Annotated in this window: 15 protein-coding genes; 9 read left to right on the plus strand and 6 right to left on the minus strand. The window is 71.5% G+C overall.

Annotation, left to right across the window (positions count from 1 at the left end; translation table 11 throughout):
• The first annotated feature begins 97 nt into the window (after positions 1-97).
• Both AB0L34_RS26130 and AB0L34_RS26135 read left to right on the plus strand, forming a co-directional pair.
• Positions 98-547 (plus strand): hemerythrin domain-containing protein, encoded by a 450-nt coding sequence (locus AB0L34_RS26130; RefSeq protein ID WP_363707452.1) that lies wholly within the window; start codon positions 98-100, stop codon positions 545-547.
• 163 nt (positions 548-710) lie between these two features.
• Positions 711-1418 (plus strand): hypothetical protein, encoded by a 708-nt coding sequence (locus AB0L34_RS26135; protein ID WP_363707430.1) that lies wholly within the window; start codon positions 711-713, stop codon positions 1416-1418.
• A 149-nt stretch (positions 1419-1567) separates the two neighbouring features.
• Here AB0L34_RS26135 and AB0L34_RS26140 read toward each other — a convergent pair whose 3' ends face one another.
• From AB0L34_RS26140 to AB0L34_RS26150, 3 genes are all read right to left on the minus strand, one after another.
• Complete coding sequence (locus tag AB0L34_RS26140; protein WP_363707453.1) at positions 1568-2806, minus strand: MFS transporter; 1239 nt, start codon at positions 2804-2806, stop codon at positions 1568-1570.
• A gap of 237 nt (positions 2807-3043) precedes the next feature.
• Positions 3044-3283 (minus strand): DUF6457 domain-containing protein, encoded by a 240-nt coding sequence (locus AB0L34_RS26145; RefSeq protein WP_363707432.1) that lies wholly within the window; start codon positions 3281-3283, stop codon positions 3044-3046.
• A 17-nt stretch (positions 3284-3300) separates the two neighbouring features.
• Positions 3301-3546: a MoaD/ThiS family protein gene (locus tag AB0L34_RS26150; RefSeq protein WP_363707434.1), complete on the minus strand. Its 246-nt coding sequence runs from the start codon at positions 3544-3546 to the stop codon at positions 3301-3303.
• Between the two features lie 455 nt (positions 3547-4001).
• On the opposite strand from AB0L34_RS26150, the gene AB0L34_RS26155 reads away from it, so the two are divergent.
• The 7 genes from AB0L34_RS26155 (at position 4002) to AB0L34_RS26185 (ending at position 13724) form a co-directional block, all read left to right on the plus strand.
• Positions 4002-5213, plus strand: coding sequence for a TIGR04053 family radical SAM/SPASM domain-containing protein (locus AB0L34_RS26155; protein WP_363707436.1), 1212 nt, complete (start codon positions 4002-4004; stop codon positions 5211-5213).
• A 43-nt stretch (positions 5214-5256) separates the two neighbouring features.
• Positions 5257-6000 carry a helix-turn-helix domain-containing protein gene (locus AB0L34_RS26160; RefSeq protein WP_363707438.1) on the plus strand — a complete coding sequence of 248 codons (744 nt, stop codon included), beginning with the start codon at positions 5257-5259 and terminating at the stop codon, positions 5998-6000.
• A 530-nt stretch (positions 6001-6530) separates the two neighbouring features.
• The gene (locus AB0L34_RS26165; protein WP_363707440.1) at positions 6531-10232 is read left to right on the plus strand and encodes a nitrate reductase subunit alpha; all 3702 of its coding nucleotides are present in this window, start codon (positions 6531-6533) and stop codon (positions 10230-10232) included.
• A complete protein-coding gene (narH, locus tag AB0L34_RS26170; protein ID WP_363707441.1) occupies positions 10232-11863 on the plus strand; it encodes a nitrate reductase subunit beta in 1632 nt (543 codons plus the stop codon). Before AB0L34_RS26165 ends, narH begins: the two co-directional genes overlap by 1 nt.
• Before the next feature lie 26 nt (positions 11864-11889).
• A complete protein-coding gene (gene narJ, locus AB0L34_RS26175) occupies positions 11890-12555 on the plus strand; it encodes a nitrate reductase molybdenum cofactor assembly chaperone (RefSeq protein WP_363707455.1) in 666 nt (221 codons plus the stop codon).
• On the plus strand, positions 12552-13301 hold the full coding sequence (gene narI / locus AB0L34_RS26180) for a respiratory nitrate reductase subunit gamma (RefSeq protein WP_363707443.1): 750 nt from the start codon (positions 12552-12554) through the stop codon (positions 13299-13301). The genes narJ and narI overlap by 4 nt, the downstream gene beginning before the upstream one ends.
• A gap of 75 nt (positions 13302-13376) precedes the next feature.
• Positions 13377-13724, plus strand: coding sequence for a carboxymuconolactone decarboxylase family protein (locus AB0L34_RS26185; RefSeq protein ID WP_363707444.1), 348 nt, complete (start codon positions 13377-13379; stop codon positions 13722-13724).
• Between the two features lie 125 nt (positions 13725-13849).
• Here AB0L34_RS26185 and AB0L34_RS26190 read toward each other — a convergent pair whose 3' ends face one another.
• The 3 genes from AB0L34_RS26190 to AB0L34_RS26200 all read right to left on the minus strand — a co-directional run bounded on the left by AB0L34_RS26190 (position 13850) and on the right by AB0L34_RS26200 (position 16745).
• Complete coding sequence (locus AB0L34_RS26190; protein ID WP_363707446.1) at positions 13850-14239, minus strand: GNAT family N-acetyltransferase; 390 nt, start codon at positions 14237-14239, stop codon at positions 13850-13852.
• A gap of 617 nt (positions 14240-14856) precedes the next feature.
• Positions 14857-16170: an MFS transporter gene (locus tag AB0L34_RS26195; RefSeq protein WP_363707448.1), complete on the minus strand. Its 1314-nt coding sequence runs from the start codon at positions 16168-16170 to the stop codon at positions 14857-14859.
• Positions 16170-16745 carry a winged helix-turn-helix domain-containing protein gene (locus AB0L34_RS26200; protein WP_363707450.1) on the minus strand — a complete coding sequence of 192 codons (576 nt, stop codon included), beginning with the start codon at positions 16743-16745 and terminating at the stop codon, positions 16170-16172. Before AB0L34_RS26200 ends, AB0L34_RS26195 begins: the two co-directional genes overlap by 1 nt.
• Positions 16746-17155 lie beyond the last annotated feature (410 nt).

Below are 17155 nucleotides of genomic sequence, written 5' to 3' on the forward strand. Positions count from 1 at the left end.
GACCACCGCCCCGGCGCCGGCGGGTCTTTCGGCCTGGCTGGCCGTGCCGCACCGGGTGGACGATCGAACCGCGCCCGGAGGAGACAGGGAGAAGGACATGTGCAACTACTGCGGCTGCCGCGACTTTCCGCTGATCGGCCGGCTGTCGGCCGAGCACGACGAGATCGCCAACGCGGCCGGCGAGCTCCGCCGGGCCGTCCTCGCCGGGACCGACGACCGGCTGGCCGCCCTGGACGCCCTGCTCTCCCTGCTGCTCCCGCACACCGCGACCGAGGAGACCGGCCTCTTCGTCGAACTGCGCGAAGAGGGCAGCCTGGCCGAGGCCGTCGACAAGCTCTGCGCCGAACACGACGACATCCACGGCGTGCTCGGTGCGGTGGATCGGACGGCCCCGGACTGGCCCGCCGTGCTCGCCGCCCTGGACCGGCTGCACCGGCACATCGACAACGAGGAGCACGGGCTCTTCCCGGCCGCCGTGATCGCCCTGCCCATCCCGGCGTGGGACCGGATCACCGCCATGGCGGAGGCCGATCCGGCCACGTCATAGGGGTGGGTCGGCGCGATCTTCGGCGCGGAATTCATCGACTGCCGCGCATGCTGACCGCCCACCTTCGACACCGTCAGCTACGCCGTACGACGCAGCGTGGTGGCAGGTTAAGTTTTGCTTATCGCGTTGCCGGTCAACGACGGAAGCTCGGTACCTTGCCCGAATGCGACACATCAAGACCGTAATCGCCGCGCTCGTCGTGGGTCCGCTGGCGTGGGTCCTGCTCGCCGCTGGACAAGGCCGGTCCCTGCGGGTGTTCGGGGATGCGCAGGAAAGTGGTGATGCCCTGGCCCCTGACGCTCTGCTGAAGCCGTTGCTGGTGCTTGCGGCTGCTGGCCTTCTGCTCGGACTCACCGCCACCGTACGGATCTCCCCGCTCGGCTCGGTGCTGACCGGACTGGCGTACACGGTCAGCTACGTGGGCCTGTTGTTCAGCCCGACACGGCTGCTGGATCTACTCGGTCACAAGCTGAGCGTGGCGGGTTACCAGATCGACCTGCTCACCCCCGTACGGACCGGGACGACGCTGCTGGTGGGCTCGCTGCTCCTGGTCGGGGTCGCCAGTGTCCAGCGGTGGCGGCGCTGGCCGCAGCCGGACGCCGATGAGCCGGCGGCCGTTGTCCCCGACACGCTCATTCCGCCGGCATCGGAACGGGACCGCCCGCTCGGCGCGGATGGACTCCGCCCGCTCGGCGCCGACGGGCTCGGGTCGACGAAGCAGGCTGAGGATCCGACGAAGCCGGGTAAGGCCGACGAACCGGAGCCGGTGATGGTCGGCGGTTCACCCTGGACCGATTCGCTGCACGGCGATTCCGCGAACGTGCCCTGGCAGTCGGGTTTTCCCGCTGTTCACCGGCGACCTCGTCGCTGACTTCAACGTCAGGGTCGCCTCAGCGGCGCGGTCACCCTCGCCCCTGCACCACCGACGGCGGCCCGGCGACCCTGACGTTGCGCGACACGGTCAGGAGCACGTCGTGAATGCCCGCGCACTCCAGCACGTCCCCGCTCGACCGCGAGGTCTCACGCCGCCACCGGACGCCGACCGGACCGGCGGGCGAAGCCGCTCATCCGCACCGCGGTGAACACCGCGGCGGCCAGTGCCACGTCCGACAGCAGCATCAGCCCGATCGAGTACGAGCCCTGTGTGCCGTACACCCAGCCCATGACGAGCGGCGGCACGAATCCACCGAGGCCGCCCGCCGCGCCGACCAACCCGGTGACCGCGCCGACCTGCTCGGGCGGGGCGACCTTGCCGACCAGCGCGAAGACGGCTCCGCTGGCGGCACCGAGCAGGCCCGCCATGCCGAGGAGGGCCACCGTGGCAACCGGCATCAGCGGCGGTTCGAAGGCCTGGACGACGGCCAGAGCGGCCACCAGGGCGAAGCACCACACCAGCACCGGCACGGGGTGCAGACGGTCGGACAGCCAGCCACCGAGGGGGCGGGCGGCCACGGCCAGCACCACGAAGCCGGCGGTGCGCAGCGCCCCGTCGACGGCGCTCAGTTCGTACGTGGTGCCCAGGTAGGCGGGTAGGTAGACGCTGAAGGCGACGAAGCCGCCGAAGCCGACCGCGTACAGGAAGCACAGCTGCCAGGTCACGGTGAGCCGCCCGACGTCGGCCAGTCGCCGCCAGGGGGAGCCGGTGGGCCGGGTACGGCCGGGGGCGTCCCGCAGCAGCAGGAACGCCAGCACCGCGTACCCGGCGAGGATCGCGGCGACGAGCAGGAACGGAGCCCGTTCGCCGTAGGCGTCGGCCAGCCGGACGGTGCTGAAGTTCGCGATCGCCGTGCCACCCATGCCCACGCCGAACACCCCGATGGCGAAGCCCCGCCGCGCCGGCGGGTACCAGCCGGAGACGTGCGGGACGCCGACGGCGAACGCGGTGCCGCCGATGCCGAGGAAGAAGCCGGTCAGGATCAGCGCTGCGTAGGAGTCGACCACGGTGAGCGTCAGCACCGGGACGATCGTCGCCACGGTGACCAGGGGAAACACCAGGCGCGCGCCGTACCGGTCGGTGAGTGCCCCGACCGGGATGCGGCCGAGCGAACCGACGACCACCGGTACGGCGACGAGCAGCGACTGGGCGGCGAAGCTCAGGCCGAGCCGCTCCTTGATGCCCGGGCCCAGCGGTCCGAGCAGCGCCCACGCCCAGAAGTTGACCAGAAATCCGAGGGTGACGACGGCGAGTTGAAGGGGCGCGCCGCTGGTGTTGGCCGGCTGCGTCCGGTTGCCCGTCGCCGGGTGTCTTTCTCCGGTCATGGTCATCGCTTTCTCCGTCGAGGTTGTCGAGGGGTGCCCAGGCCAGAAGGATCGGCATGATCCGCTTCCTGGTCTTGAGCCTGTTGCAGCGGAACGGGACGGGTCAGGGCCGGAAGTCCCCGTATCCGAGGGACTTCCGGGTCCGCCACCGCCGCGGGCGCCGCGGCCCGGCCGGGCCGTCACCCCGCCCGTCGCAGTCGGTCGGCCGGGAGGTGTGCGGATGCCCCGCACCGATGGTCACGGGGCCTCCTCAGGTACGAGGGCGGTCAGGGCGACACGTGCCGCGTCGAGGTCGGCACGCCGCCCGACGGCCACCCCGACGAGATACGCCGCGAGCGGGCCTGCCGGACGGCAGACACCGTGCGCCACCGTCCGCACCAGGTCGAGCAGTGCGCGGGTGTCGTCGCTCGACGGCGTCGGCAGGTCGAGCGCCGCCGCGGCGCCGGGAAGCCAGTCGTCCAGCCGTGGGTCGGCCATGATGTCTCCTTCGCGGCTCAGCCGCCGGCGAACGGCGGTAGCACGTCGACCGTGGCGGCCGGAGGTAGGGGCTGGTGTTCGTCGCGCCACTGGGTGCCGTCGACCAGGAAGCTGCACGCCCGCAGGGCGGTCCGCAGTTCCGGTCCGTGTCGGTCGCCGATCCGGTCGAGCAGTTCGGTCAGCGTGCCGGCCCGCTGGTCCTCCTCCGGCACTCCGGCGGCGGCCCGGGTGCCGCCGAAGTACCGGACCCGCACGGTGGTCATCGGCCCGTCCGGGTCCGGCCCCGGCGCCGTGGCCGAGGTGGTCCGTCCCCGCCGGTCCGGGTGGGCGCGCGGCCACCCACGGCCAGCAGTGCCCGCTGCGCCTCCTCGGTCGCTCGCGACATACGCCTCATGCCTCCGATCGGTCGCTGTGGCGTCCACGGTTGGACCGGTCGCGGCGACGCCGACCGGAGGGACGTCCCGGAAATCCTGCCGACCCGATAACTCGCCGGACCGGGCCGAAGGTCCCGAGATCACCGGGCAGTTGCGCCCGTGGTCGGGACGCCCGGGTTCGCGGCGGCCGCAGGTGGGAACGGGGCGGTTCGGCGGCTGGGGACGAGCGCCGTCGGCCGTGCCGGCACGGCCGAGGCGACCGTGGCATTCCCGGGTCGGGCGGCCCACCGACGAGGGTCTCCGGTCCCTGGTGCGCGTCGTTTCCGCCGGGCACCGTCCACGCCGTGACACGGGTTACCACATCGGCATCAGGCGGCGGGCCGCACCGGGCGGGAGCATCGGTGCGGACACCACGACATGACGTACGGGAGCGCCCGTTCATCGTCATCTGGGAGGCCACCCGGGCCTGCCCGCTGGCCTGCCGGCACTGCCGCGCGTCGGCCCGGCCGCTGCGCGACCCGGCCGAGCTCGACACCGACGAGGCGACGACGCTCATGGCCCAGGTCGCGGACTTCGGCCGTCCCGCGCCGCTGTTCGTGATCACCGGTGGGGACCCGTTCCAGCGGCCGGACCTGGAGACGCTGGTCCGCCGGGGGGACGAACTGGGCCTGCCGGTGTCGGTGTCGCCGTCGGGCACCCCGACGCTCACCCGGGACGCCCTGGCCGCCATCCGGAACGCCGGCGCCCGGGCCATCTCGCTGAGCCTGGACGCGGCCACCGCCGCCGGACACGACGGTTTCCGGGGCGTGCCGGGAGTCTGGGAGCTCACCGGCCGGGCCTGGCAGGACGCGCGGGACCTGGGACTCAAGGTCCAGATCAACACGACGGTCACCCGGGACACGGTGCGCGACCTGCCGGCGATCGCGGCCCAGGTGCACGATCGGGGCGTCTCGCTGTGGAGCGTCTTCTTCCTCGTGCCGACCGGTCGTGGACGGGCGTTGGCGAGCCTGGACGCGGCGGAGACCGAGGACGTGCTGCACGTGCTCTACGACCTCGGGGAAACCGTGCCGGTGAAGACCACCGAGGCGCACCACTTCCGCCGGGTCTGCCTGCAACGCGACGCGCTGGCGCGCCGCGGGGAGGACCCGGTGACGGCGTTCGGGTTGGGGCTGCTGTACCGGGAACTGCGCGCGCGCCTGGACGAGCACGGCCTGACCGGTCGGGCCGATCGGGTGCGACGGGCGCCACTGCGGGTCAGCGCGGGCAATGGCTTCGTCTTCGTCTCGCACCGCGGCGACGTCCACCCGAGCGGGTTCCTGCCGTTGCCCGCGGGCAACGTCCGGCGGCTGTCGCTGGTCGACATCTACCGCGACTCCGAGCTGTTCACCGGCCTGCGGGATCCGGGTCGGCTGCGGGGACGCTGCGGTGCCTGCGAGTTCCGCGCGGTGTGCGGCGGATCCCGGGCCCGGGCGTACGCGGTCACCGGGGACCTGTGGGCACAGGATCCCTCCTGCGGCTACCGGCCCGGCTCGTTCCCCTGGCCGGCGGAGGAGTGACTGCCGGGTTTTCACGGCGGGCGACGTTGTAACGTTATTCAGCGTGGAAACCACGAGGACAGGGCCGATCGGGGAAGTGATCGACACGGGCCGGTACCGGGCGCTCGGCACCGAGAGCCGGGCCTCGATCCTGGAGATCATCAAGGCGTCCGGGGGCGGCATGACCATCGCGGAGGTGGGAGAGCGGACCGGGCTGCACCCGTCGACCGCCCGCGCCCACCTCGACCGGCTGGTCGACGCGGGCCTGCTGGTCAAGGCCCGGGCCAGCGGCGGTCAGCCGGGCAGGCCGGCCTGGCGCTACCGGACCGTCGCGGCCGAGGCTCCTGCGCCCGCGCCGTACCGGGCCCTGGCCGTCGCCCTGCTCGACCATCTGTCTCGGCGTAACCGGGGCGACGTGCGGGCCGAAGCCGCCCGGGCCGGGCAGGACTGGGGCCGGCAACTGGCCGCCGCCACCCCGCCCGGTGATGACCCGACCGACGTTCTCCTCGCCGTGCTGCACGGCCTCGGCTTCAGCCCTCGCCTGCACCACACCGGCGACGGACGGACCGAGATCCACCTGCACACCTGCCCCTTCCTGGAGCTGGTCAACCGCAACCCGGACGCGATCTGCAACCTCCACGTCGGCGTGGTCCAGGGTGCCCTGGAGCAGGCCGGGGCCCCGTCCGCCAGCGCCGCCCTCGAGCCGTTCGGCGCGCCGGACGCCTGCGTGGTGCGCCTGGTCGTGCCCACGGCCGACACCGCCGGCCGGCGCCGGTCCGGAGCCCGGACGGCGTCCCGCCGAGCGTGAGCTCCACCCAGCCGTGCTGGCGGACCCCGACCGTCGCCGCCGGCGGCTGCGCCCTGCTGGCCGGCTGGTAGGCGGCACCGCCGCTGACGGCGCCACCACGCTCGCCCGCTCGTGAGCGGGCCCTTCCTGGTTCACCGCCAGCCCGTGTTTTGACCATGGCCTCGCGGCGATTCGGCCGCCGTCACCCGTCCACCGCATGCCTGTTCCCGTGGAGGAACACGTGCTGGACGACCTGCGGGCCGCGTGCCGACGTGACCCCGCTCGGCAGGGTTCGCGGTCCGGCACCGGATCGCCGGCCGACGATCCCCGGACTGCTCCCACGAGGTACGGCGTGGGATCGCGCAGAGGGCGGCCACCGGGCGTCTGCCACCGCCGATCCCGCGACGTCAGGACTTTGGTCCTTCCGGCCCGGGACCGCAGCCTCCCGATCCGCAGGTATTCGCACGGGAGGCTGGGCTGGTGCGGCGCGGCAGCGCGGCACCGACGCGCCACGGGCCGTCGCCTCACTCGACGCCGAAGGAGTGACCGCCGTGTCACCACACCGCTCGCCGGACGCCGCCCAGCCTCCCGCGACGGACCAGGTTCCCGGCATGGCGCCGCTGCTGGCCGCTCGCCGCTTCCTGACCGGGACGACGACCGGCGACCATGGTCGGACCCTGCACCAGGTCGAGGAGAACGGCTGGGAGTCGTTCTACCGCGACCGCTGGCGCTACGACCGCGTCGTCCGCTCCACCCACGGCGTCAACTGCACCGGCTCGTGCTCCTGGAACGTCTTCGTCAAGGACGGACTGATCACCTGGGAGCACCAGGCCACCGACTACCCGACGACGGGTGCGGACTCCCCGGACTACGAGCCGCGCGGCTGCCCCCGGGGCGCCTCCTTCTCCTGGTACGAGTACTCCCCGTCGCGGGTACGCCACCCGTACGTGCGCGGGGTCCTCGCCGAGATGTTCCGCGAGGCGTACCAGCGCCTCGGCGACCCCGTGTCAGCCTGGGCCGAGATCGTGGAGAATCCGCTGAAGGCACGGGCCTACAAGAGCCAGCGCGGGCGCGGCGGCTTCGTCCGTGCCACCTGGGACGAGGCGATCACCATGATGGCCGCCGCGCACGTCTACACCACCAAGACGTACGGGCCGGACCGGGTCGTGGGTTTCTCGCCGATCCCGGCGATGTCGATGGCGTCGTTCGCCGCCGGCACCCGCTACCACGCGCTGCTCGGCGGCACGCTGCTCAGCTTCTACGACTGGTACGCCGACCTGCCGGTCGCCTCGCCGCAGATCTGGGGTGACCAGACCGACGTGCCCGAGGCGGGCGACTGGTGGAACGCCACGTACCTGATGATGTGGGGCTCCAACATCCCGGTGACCCGCACCCCGGACGCGCACTTCCTGGCCGAGGCCCGCTACAAGGGGACCAAGGTGGTCGCGGTCAGCCCGGACTACGCCGACAACGTCAAGTTCGCCGACGACTGGCTCGCCCCGCACCCCGGTACCGACGGCGCCCTCGCCATGGCGATGGGCCACGTCATCCTCGCCGAGTTCTTCCGCGACCGGCAGGTGCCGTACTTCACCGACTACGTACGCAGGTACACCGACCTGCCGTTCCTGGTCACGCTCCGGCAGCGCGCGGGCGGCGGGTGGACGCCCGACCGGTTCCTCACCGCAGCCGACCTCGGCGACGACGGCGGCGAGCACAAGACGGTGCTGGTCGACGAGCGTACGGGCGAGCCGGTGGTGCCGAACGGCTCGCTCGGCTTCCGCTACGGCGCCCACGACGCCGGCCGGTGGAACCTGGACCTCGGCGATGTCGTGCCCGCCCTCGGCCTGCTCGGCCGTACCGACGACGCCGTGGAGGTCGACCTGGCCCGCTTCGACATCGGCGACACCGAAGGCGGCACCACGATGCGCCGCGGCGTGCCGGTCACCCGCGTGGGCGACCACCTCGTCACCACCGTGTTCGACCTGCTGATGGCCGAGTACGGGGTGCGCCGCGGAGACCTGCCGGGTGACTGGCCGACCGGGTACGACGACGTGGACTCCCCCAACACCCCGGCCTGGCAGGAGCAGATCACCGGCGTGCCGGCGGCGCTCGCCGCCCGGATCGGCCGCGAGTTCGCGCGCAACGCCGAGCGCAGCCGGGGCCGTTCGATGATCGTCCTCGGCGCCGGCGCGAACCAGTGGTTCCACTCCGACATGACGTACCGGGCCTTCATCGCGCTCGTCACGCTGACCGGCTGCCAGGGCGTCAACGGGGGCGGCTGGGCGCACTACGTCGGCCAGGAGAAGGCCAGGCCGCTGACCGGCCAGCAGCACATGTCGTTCGCCTTCGACTGGCAGCGCCCGATGCGCCACCAGGCCGCCACCCCGTTCTGGTACCTGCACACCGACCAGTGGCGCTACGAGCGGGTGCCCGCCGACGAGCTGTCGTCACCGCTGGGTACCGGCCGGTTCGCCGGGATGTCGTTCGCGGACACGGTCGCGGCCGCCCAGCGGATGGGCTGGAGCCCCGGCCACCCGGCGTTCAACCGCAACCCGCTGGACCTCACCGACGAGGCGGCCGCGGCGGGCCGCACCGTCCAGCAGTACGTGGTGGACGAACTGAAGGCCGGCCGGCTCAGGGCGGTGGCCGAGGACCCCGACGACCCGATGAACTTTCCCCGGTGCCTGACCCTGTGGCGGGCCAACCTGCTGGGCTCCTCGGGCAAGGGCAACGAGTACTTCATGCGGCACCTGCTCGGCGTGGACTCCCTCGCGAGCGCGGAGGAGTGCGCCCCCGGCCAGCGGCCCCGCGACGTGGTCTGGCGCGACGAGGCGCCGGCCGGGAAGCTGGACCTGCTCACGGCGATCGACTTCCGGATGACCAACACCGGCCTGCACGCCGACGTGGTCCTACCGGCCGCCACCTGGTACGAGAAGCACGACATCTCGACCACCGACATGCACCCGTTCGTGCACGCGTTCAGCCCGGCCGTCGAGCCGCCGGCGGACGCGCACACCGACTACGACACCTTCCTCGCCCTCGCCGACCGGTTCAGCGAACTCGCCAGCGTTCACCTGGGTGTGCGCCGGGACGTCCTCGCGGTGCCGTTGCTCCACGACACCCCGGACGAGCTGGCCACGCCCGGTGGCCGGGTACGCGACTGGAAGGCGGGCGACTGCGAGCCCGTACCCGGTGTCACGATGCCGAAGCTGGTCGAGATCGAACGCGACTACCCGCTGATCGGCGCCAAGATGCGCGCCGTGGGCCCGCTGCTGGACACCCTCGGCACCACCACCAAGGCGATCACGGTCGACGTCACCGCGGAGATCGAATACCTGCGGCACCAGAACGGCGTGGTCGCGGACGGCCCCTTCGCCGGGCGCCCGTCGTTGGCCACCGCCGACCGGATGTGCGAGGCGATCCTCGCGTTGTCCGGCACCACCAACGGCCGGGTCGCCGCGGCCGGCTTCGCCGCCTTGGAGAAGCGTACCGGGCAGCCCTTCGTCGACCTGGTCGCCGGCCACGAGCAGGACCGGATCTCGTACCCGGACACCCAGGACGCGCCGCAGCCGGTCTTCACCAGCCCGGAGTGGTCGGGGTCGGAGAAGGGCGGCCGCCGGTACTCGCCGTTCACCCTCAACGTCGAACGGTCGAAGCCGTGGCACACCCTCACCGGCCGGCAGCACTTCTTCGTCGAGCACGACTGGATCGCCGAGCTCGGTGAACAGCTGCCGGCCTTCCGCCCGCCGCTGAACATGGCGCGCCACTTCGGCAGGCCCGGCGAGCTGGTGGACGGCGGCGTGACGGTGCGGTTCCTGACCCCGCACGCCAAGTGGTCGATCCACTCCATGTACCACGACAACGAGCTGATGCTCGCGCTGTCGCGGGGCGGGCCGGTGATCTGGATGAGCGTCGAGGACGCCGCGAAGATCGGCGTCCGGGACAACGAGTGGGTGGAGGCGCACAACCGCAACGGCATCGTCGTCGCCCGGGCGGTGGTCAGCCACCGCATGCCCGAGGGCACGGTGTTCCAGTACCACTCGCCGGAGCGCACCGTGAACGTGCCGAAGGCCGAGAAGAAGGGCCGCCGCGGCGGCTACCACAACTCGATGACCCGGCTGCTGATCAAGCCCACCCACCTCGCCGGTGGGCACGCCCAGCTCACCTACGCCTTCAACTACTACGGCCCGATCGGCAGCCAGCGCGACGAGATCACCGTGATCCGCCGCCGCAACCAGGAGGTGGAGTACTGATGCGGATTCGCGCGCAGGTCGCCATGGTGATGAACCTCGACAAGTGCATCGGCTGCCACACCTGCTCGGTGACGTGCAAGCAGACCTGGACCAACCGTGAGGGCACCGAGTACGTGTGGTTCAACAACGTCGAGACCAAGCCGGGCATCGGATACCCCAAGCACTACGAGGACCAGGACCGCTGGCACGGCGGGTGGAAGCTCGACGGCAAGGGGCGGCTGACCCTGCGCTCCGGCGGGCGGGTCAAGCGGCTGACGAGGATCTTCGCCAACCCGGACCTGCCGACGCTCGACGACTACTACGAGCCGGCGACCTTCGACAAGGACATCCTCGTCAGCGCGCCCGCCGGCCTCACCGACACGCCGGTCAAGCAGCCGTACTCCGCCCTGACCGGCGAGCCGATGTCGGTGCAGTGGGGCGCGAACTGGGAGGACAGCCTCGGCGGCGCCCACGAGCGCGCCGACGCCGACCCGAACATCGCGCGTATGCCCGCCGACGCCGTGGCGAAGGTCAGGTTCGAGTTCGAGAAGACCTTCATGTTCCACCTGCCGCGCATCTGCGAGCACTGCCTCAACCCGGCGTGCGTGTCGGCCTGCCCGTCCGGCGCGATGTACAAGCGGGAAGAGGACGGCATCGTGCTGGTCGACCAGGACAAGTGCCGGGGCTGGCGGATGTGCGTGTCGGCGTGCCCGTACAAGAAGGTGTACGTCAACCACGCCACCGGCAAGGCCGAGAAGTGCACGCTGTGCTTTCCGCGTATCGAGGCCGGGCAGCCCACCATCTGCTCCGAGACGTGCGTGGGGCGGCTGCGCTACCTCGGCATCGTCTTCTACGACGAGGACGGCGTGCTCGCCGCCGCATCGGTACCGGACGAGCGCGACCTGCTCGACGCCCAGCGCGACGTCTTCCTGGACCCGCACGACCCGGCGGTGCAACAGGCGGCCCGCGACGCCGGCATGCCCGCCGAGTGGATCGAGGCGGCGAAGCTGTCGCCGGTGTGGCGGCTGATCAGTGAGTACCGTATCGCGCTGCCGTTGCACCCCGAGTACCGCACGCTGCCGATGGTCTGGTACGTGCCCCCGCTGTCGCCGGTGCTCGACGCGACCGGCGCGGCCGGCCGGGACGACACGGACGCCGACGCGGTGTTCCACACCGTCCGGGACCTACGTATCCCGGTGGAGTACCTGGCCGAGCTGTTCACCGCCGGCGACGCCGACGCCATCGCCGGCGTGCTGATGAAGCTGGCCGCCATGCGCTCGTACATGCGCGCCCGCACCCTCGACGGCACCGTCGCCCAGGACCTGGTGGACCGCATCGGGATGACCGCCGACCAGGTCGAGTCGATGTACCGGCTGCTGGCGATCGCCAAGTACGACGAGCGGTACGTCATCCCGACCGCTTACCGCGCCGACGCCGCCGCCCTCGAGGCACAGGCCGCGCAGGCCGGCTGCTCACTCGACTGCGAGGGCGGACCTGGCATGGGGGGCGAGGCGCCGGTCGCAGCGGCCGTGGAGCGTTTCCACCTCGTCGACGGCGAGGACGACGTGCATGTCGGCCGGCGCGGGCTGGTCAGCCGTCGCCGCGACGGGCGGGCCGGGCTGTCCATCAACCCGCTGCGGGGCCGGTCATGACCGCCTCCGCCATCGACACCGTCCCGGTGACCGCGGCCGACCGGATCCGGCTGTTCCAGCTCACGTCCGTGGTGCTCGGCTACCCCGACGCCGACCTGCTCGACGCCGGGGACGAGCTGCGCGGCGCAGCCGCGCGGATCGGGCACCCGCGGCTGCGCGGCCAGGTCGAGGAGTTCCTCACCTGGCTGCTGGGCACCGCGCCGATCGACGTGCAGCGGCACTACGTGCAGACCTTCGACCTGCGCCGCCGTTCCGGCCTGTACCTGACGTACTACCTGCACGGTGACACCCGCAAGCGGGGGATGGCGCTGCTCATCCTCCAGCAGCGCTACCGCGCCCACGGGCTGCGGCTGACCGGCGGCGAGCTGCCCGACCTGCTGCCGGTCGTGCTCGAGTTCGCCGCGACCGTCGGCCCCGGTCCGGGGGAAGCCCCGCTGCGCCAGCACCGGCGCGGTATCGAACTGCTGCGCGCCGCGCTGGCCGAGCTCCGCACGCCCTACCACCTGCTCCTCGACGCGATCACCAGCGCCCTGCCCCCGCTGACCGACGCCGACCGGGACGCCATCGCGGCGCTCGCCCTCGACGGCCCGCCCGTCGAGTCCGTCGGCCTGGACGCCCTCGGCCCCGACGAGCTCACCGGCGTCGGCCTCGCCCCCTACCCCACCTGCCGCCCGTCGGAGGCGCCGCGATGAACACCGTCATCTGGATCGTCCTGCCCTACCTGTGCCTGTCGGTGTTCGTCGCCGGCCACGTGTGGCGGTGGCGACACGACCAGTTCGGGTGGACCACCCACACCAGCCAGCTGCTGGAGAACCGGATCCTGCGCCTGGGATCGCCGCTGTTCCACCTCGGCGCGTTCGGCGTCATCGGCGGGCACGCCATGGGGCTGCTGGTGCCGGCCTCCGTCACCGAGGCCGTCGGCATCCCCGAGCACGCCTACCACCTGACCGCCGTCTGGGGCGGCACCATCACCGGCCTCATGCTCGTTGCCGGGCTGGTCCTGCTCATCGCCCGCCGCTTCGTCAACGGGCGGATCCGGCGTAAGACCACCCTCATGGACAAGGTGCTCTATGCCGCGCTGGCGGCCATGGCCACGCTCGGCATGACCGCCACGGTCGCCACCAACCTGCTCGGGAGCGGGTACGACTACCGGGAGACGATCGCTGTCTGGTTCCGCAGCGTCTTCTGGTTCGCGCCGCGCAGCGACCTCATGGTCGACGCGCCGCTGGTCTACCAGTTGCACGCCATCGGCGGGTTCCTGTTCCTGGCGCTGTGGCCGTTCACCCGGCTCGTTCACGTCTGGTCTGCGCCGCTGGCCTACCTGTGGCGCCCGTACGTCGTCTACCGGGCGCGCCGCGGCCCCGTCCCGGCCGTTCCCGCCTCGCCGGCCGCGGTACGCGAGGCGACCGCCCGGCGGCCCGGGTCACCGGTTCGGTGAGGGCAGGAACGAACGTCGCCCCCGCGTCACAACTAGGGTGAGGACTGAGAACTCACGGACACCGGCGGAGGAGACGTGGCCGACTACCTGCCCACCATCTACAAGCAGTTCCTCGATCGCTTCCCGGAGGTCGCCGAGGCGCAGGGGATGCTCGCCCGCCTCGTACGTGAGCGCAGCCCCTTCGACGAGCGGACCGACCGGCTGATCCGACTTGCCATGGCGATCGGAGCCGAGGCCGAGGGGGCGGTGCGCTCCAACGTTCGCAAAGCCGTCGAGCACGGAGCAACGCTCGACGAGGTGCGCGCCGTCGCCCTCGGCGCCATCACCACCTGCGGCTTTCCCACCGCGATCGCCGCCCTCGGCTGGATCGAGGAAGTGGCGGTGGCCGAGAACTTCCCCGACGGTGGCGCAGCCGCGTCGTAGCCCGGCAACCGGAGTCGGCGGCGAAGCCCCCGCCGCGCCAGAGTTCGTACCCGCCGCCGGCGCGGGCCCGTCAGGCGGGGTGGGCGCGGCGCGACGGCGGACACCAGATGCCGGCCGCGCCACGCTCAGGAGCCGACGCCCGACTCGCCGCCGAGGCGCAACAGACCGGCCGGGGTGGACGTGAATCCGCATCCTTGCAGATAGAACGTCTCCAGGTGGGGTTCGAAATCGACGTACAGCCAGTGGCAGCCGGCCGCCGCAGCGTCCGCCGCCGCAGCCTCGACCAGCCGCCGACCGATCCCCTGGTGCTGCCAAGGCGGATCCACTGCGGTATCCAGAAGGAACGCGTGGGCTCCCCCGTCCCAACACACCTGCACGAAGCCCACCAGGCGTCCGGCGTCGAACGCGCCCACCCAACTCAGAGCGTGTCGTTGCAGACGCTCGCGCCACGGTGTCAACTGGTCGCCGCCGCCGCCGAAGGCGCGCGCGCAGCGCGCTGAGCTCGCCGTCGTCAACCGTGAAGCGCGACACCAACTCGATGGACATACCGTCACAATAGAGACGCTCCTCATCGTGACCGAGGGCCGCCCCGTTCCGTCCAGTGTGTCGACTTCCTGGATCAGGGCCGCGTCCTCGTCCCGATCGGCCCCGGTGCCGGGGCGTGGGCCGAGCGAACACGAGACCGCCCACCTCCCATGGCTGCCCGGGGCGTTCCCAGGGCCGGTGCAGGTCGCCGGCGGCGGTGCTGGCATGACGCAGTTGGGTGTGGGCGGCCAGCACCAGCCAGGTCTACCGGTCGGCGGGGTACGGTCCCGCAGCTTCGTCGGCCCAGCCGAGGGTCTACCTGAGTATGCGGGTCGATTGCCCGATGCCACTTCCACGGCTCGCCGACGTAGCCCTCCTCCTCTCCGAGCAGCAGCGGAACGCCGTACACCGACATGTCCGGGCGAGCGCCTGGCGGTGCGCGGTATTGGTTACCTGCTGTATTCGCCAGCTCCAACATCAGGGCTCTGGCATGCCGTTCCTGGGGCTGCTAGCTGCTTGTGACGCCTGGCTAGCCGCTCGGTCAGCGGCCAGTTGAGGACACTGGCCTGTTCCTTTGTGCCTCTCTGAAACGAGAACCACTGCCGGGTCATAGATTGCCTTCCGTCCCGGCCGCAGGTTCGTGGATCGCCGGCGTGTGGCGGTGTTGCCCGGGCTCACGGGGGCGCTGGCTCGGCACGGCCGGTGGTGAGTGGTCGGCGCGTAGGGCCATGGCGAAGGTGATCGCGCCGAGGGCGGCCAGGGTTGCTATCACGGCGAAGACTGTGCGTAGCCCGCTGAGTTGCAACGCCGGCCCGGCGGCGGTGTATCCGACGAATGCCGCCAAGTTTTCGGTGGTCGTCACTGCGGTCATCACGTAAGGTCGGATAGGTGCCGGGGTGCGGAGCGTGACGCGGGTGTTGAGAGTTGCGGCTAGCAACGGCGTGGCCAGTCCTACCAGGAACAGTCCGCTGGCCACTGCGAATGCCTGATCGACGAGCAGTAGCCACAGCGGGGCGCATTGCAGCATGGCGGCGCCGGTGAGGGCGGTGTTGTTCATCCGGCTCAGGCCGGTGACGGCCACCAGGCTGCCGATGGCGAGGCCGGCACCGTTTGCCGCGGTGAGTAGCCCTAGCGTTCGAGGGTCGCCTCCCAGGTCATCCATGACCAGCACTGGCAGGCAGATGAATACAGCGGGGACCGAGATGGTCACGAACGTCAGGGCGAGTACGAAGAGGCGAAGTGCTCGGTGGCGCAGCGCGTGGCGTAGGCCCGCGAACGTGGCGCTCTGCTCGTCGCTCGCACGAGAGGACTCCCTGTCCGTGCCTGCGACGACAGTGGCCGGCGGTCGAACGAAGGCGGCCAGGATGAGGTAGGAGATGAGGTAGGTGCCGGCGTCGATCCAGAGGACCTGGGCTGGCCCGAGCAGGGCGATGAGTAGGCCGCCGAGGGCGGGCCCGGCGAGGGCGGCGACTCTGGTCGCACCGTCGATCAGGCTGTTGGCCCGGGCGAGGAGTTTCTCGTCGGTGCCCCGTGTCGGGCCGAGGAGGTCGGCCAGGATGAGCCGCTGCGAGGAGACATAGGGAGCGGTGAACGCACCGAGACCGAACGAGACCACCAGCAGGGCCGGCAGGCTCAGCCATCCCGTCTGATGCAGCAGCGGAATCAGCGCCATCAGCGGTACGCGCGCCGCGTCGCAGATCAGCATGGTGCGCCGTACGCCCAGCCGGGCCACGACCTTCCCGCTGGGCAGGCCCAGTGTCGCGACGCCGAGGAACTCTGCGGCCAGGACCGCGCTCATCTTCACCGGCGAGCCGGTGGTCACCAGGACGAACCACGGCAGCGCCAGGAGGGTAAGCCACGAGCCGAAGGTGGACACCAGCTTCGCGACGAACAGGGCGAGCAGTCCCGGTGTGTGCAGCATCAGCCTGGACCGTCGTGCGTGGGGACGGCGTATCCGAAGAAGGCGACACGGCGGGCGTGCGCCGAGCGGGGCCGTGTGGCGGCGGTGTACTCGCCAATGACGGCTTTAATGCGGCCAGTTACCTCGACCAGCTCGTCGGGGTCGAGGTAGCCGATGTCTTCGCCGACCCAGGCCGCTTCCTGCCAGGCGGTGTCGAAGTCGTCCTGGTGGCGTTCGTAGGCGTCCAAGGCGGCGAGCCGCTGGGCGATGAACTGCTCTCGCAGCGCCCGGGAGGCGGCGACGAACTCCGGTGAGCCGTCACCGGTCGCCGACCAGGTGATCCCGCGGCTGGTTGCTCGCCATGGCCGTTCGCGTCCTTCAGCCAGTTCGGGTGCGGGCTCGACGAGGCCCCACCTGGCTAGCTGGCCAATGTGATAGCTGATGGATGCCGTGGACTCGCCGGTCCGGTCGGCCAGCTTTCGACCAGAGGCCGGACCGTCGACGGTGAGCAGCTCGAGGAGCTTGAGCCGGATGGGATGGGCGAGCGCGCGCAGGGCCTGCGGGTCGCTGATTTGCTTCTTCTGATCGGACGACATTGACCCAACATAGCTTGGCCAACACTTCTTGGCCAAGCTATGTTGTGCCACCCGGACCCGCGGTGTCGCTGCGACTGGTCCGCTCTGACCTGGGCCCGGTTGCTTCCTTCGTAGCCGCCCGTGTGGCGATCAATAAGGGGACGCACACCGGAAAACTGCCGACGGGCCGCGCGGGCAGTCGGGTGCTACTCGAGTTCCAGGGTTCAGGGCTCAGGTGACTGTTGAAGACGTGCCTGCAGGTACGGGGTCCAGTCCCGGGCGGCTCGACGTGCCCATCCGACGGCACTGCTGATGCTGATGCCGAGTACGGTCGGCGGTCGCGTCCACGCGAGTGGTGTAAGAGACGGCCATCGCGGGATCCGGTTTGATGTTATGCGGCGATCGGGGCGGGGTCGGGCTGGTCGGTGTCG

The sequence above is a fragment of the Micromonospora sp. NPDC052213 genome, assembly GCF_040679695.1.
GTDB lineage: Bacteria > Actinomycetota > Actinomycetes > Mycobacteriales > Micromonosporaceae > Micromonospora.

Bases quoted from the DNA above. Each gene is read 5' to 3' on its own strand.
- AB0L34_RS26140 (WP_363707453.1), bottom strand. From the start codon at position 2,806: ATGACCGGAGAAAGACACCCGGCGACGGGCAACCGGACGCAGCCGGCC.
- AB0L34_RS26195 (WP_363707448.1), bottom strand. From the start codon at position 16,170: ATGCTGCACACACCGGGACTGCTCGCCCTGTTCGTCGCGAAGCTGGTG.
- AB0L34_RS26150 (WP_363707434.1), bottom strand. From the start codon at position 3,546: ATGACCACCGTGCGGGTCCGGTACTTCGGCGGCACCCGGGCCGCCGCC.
- AB0L34_RS26130 (WP_363707452.1), top strand. From the start codon at position 98: ATGTGCAACTACTGCGGCTGCCGCGACTTTCCGCTGATCGGCCGGCTG.
- AB0L34_RS26200 (WP_363707450.1), bottom strand. From the start codon at position 16,745: ATGTCGTCCGATCAGAAGAAGCAAATCAGCGACCCGCAGGCCCTGCGC.
- AB0L34_RS26145 (WP_363707432.1), bottom strand. From the start codon at position 3,283: ATGGCCGACCCACGGCTGGACGACTGGCTTCCCGGCGCCGCGGCGGCG.
- narH (WP_363707441.1), top strand. From the start codon at position 10,232: ATGCGGATTCGCGCGCAGGTCGCCATGGTGATGAACCTCGACAAGTGC.
- AB0L34_RS26135 (WP_363707430.1), top strand. From the start codon at position 711: ATGCGACACATCAAGACCGTAATCGCCGCGCTCGTCGTGGGTCCGCTG.
- narI (WP_363707443.1), top strand. From the start codon at position 12,552: ATGAACACCGTCATCTGGATCGTCCTGCCCTACCTGTGCCTGTCGGTG.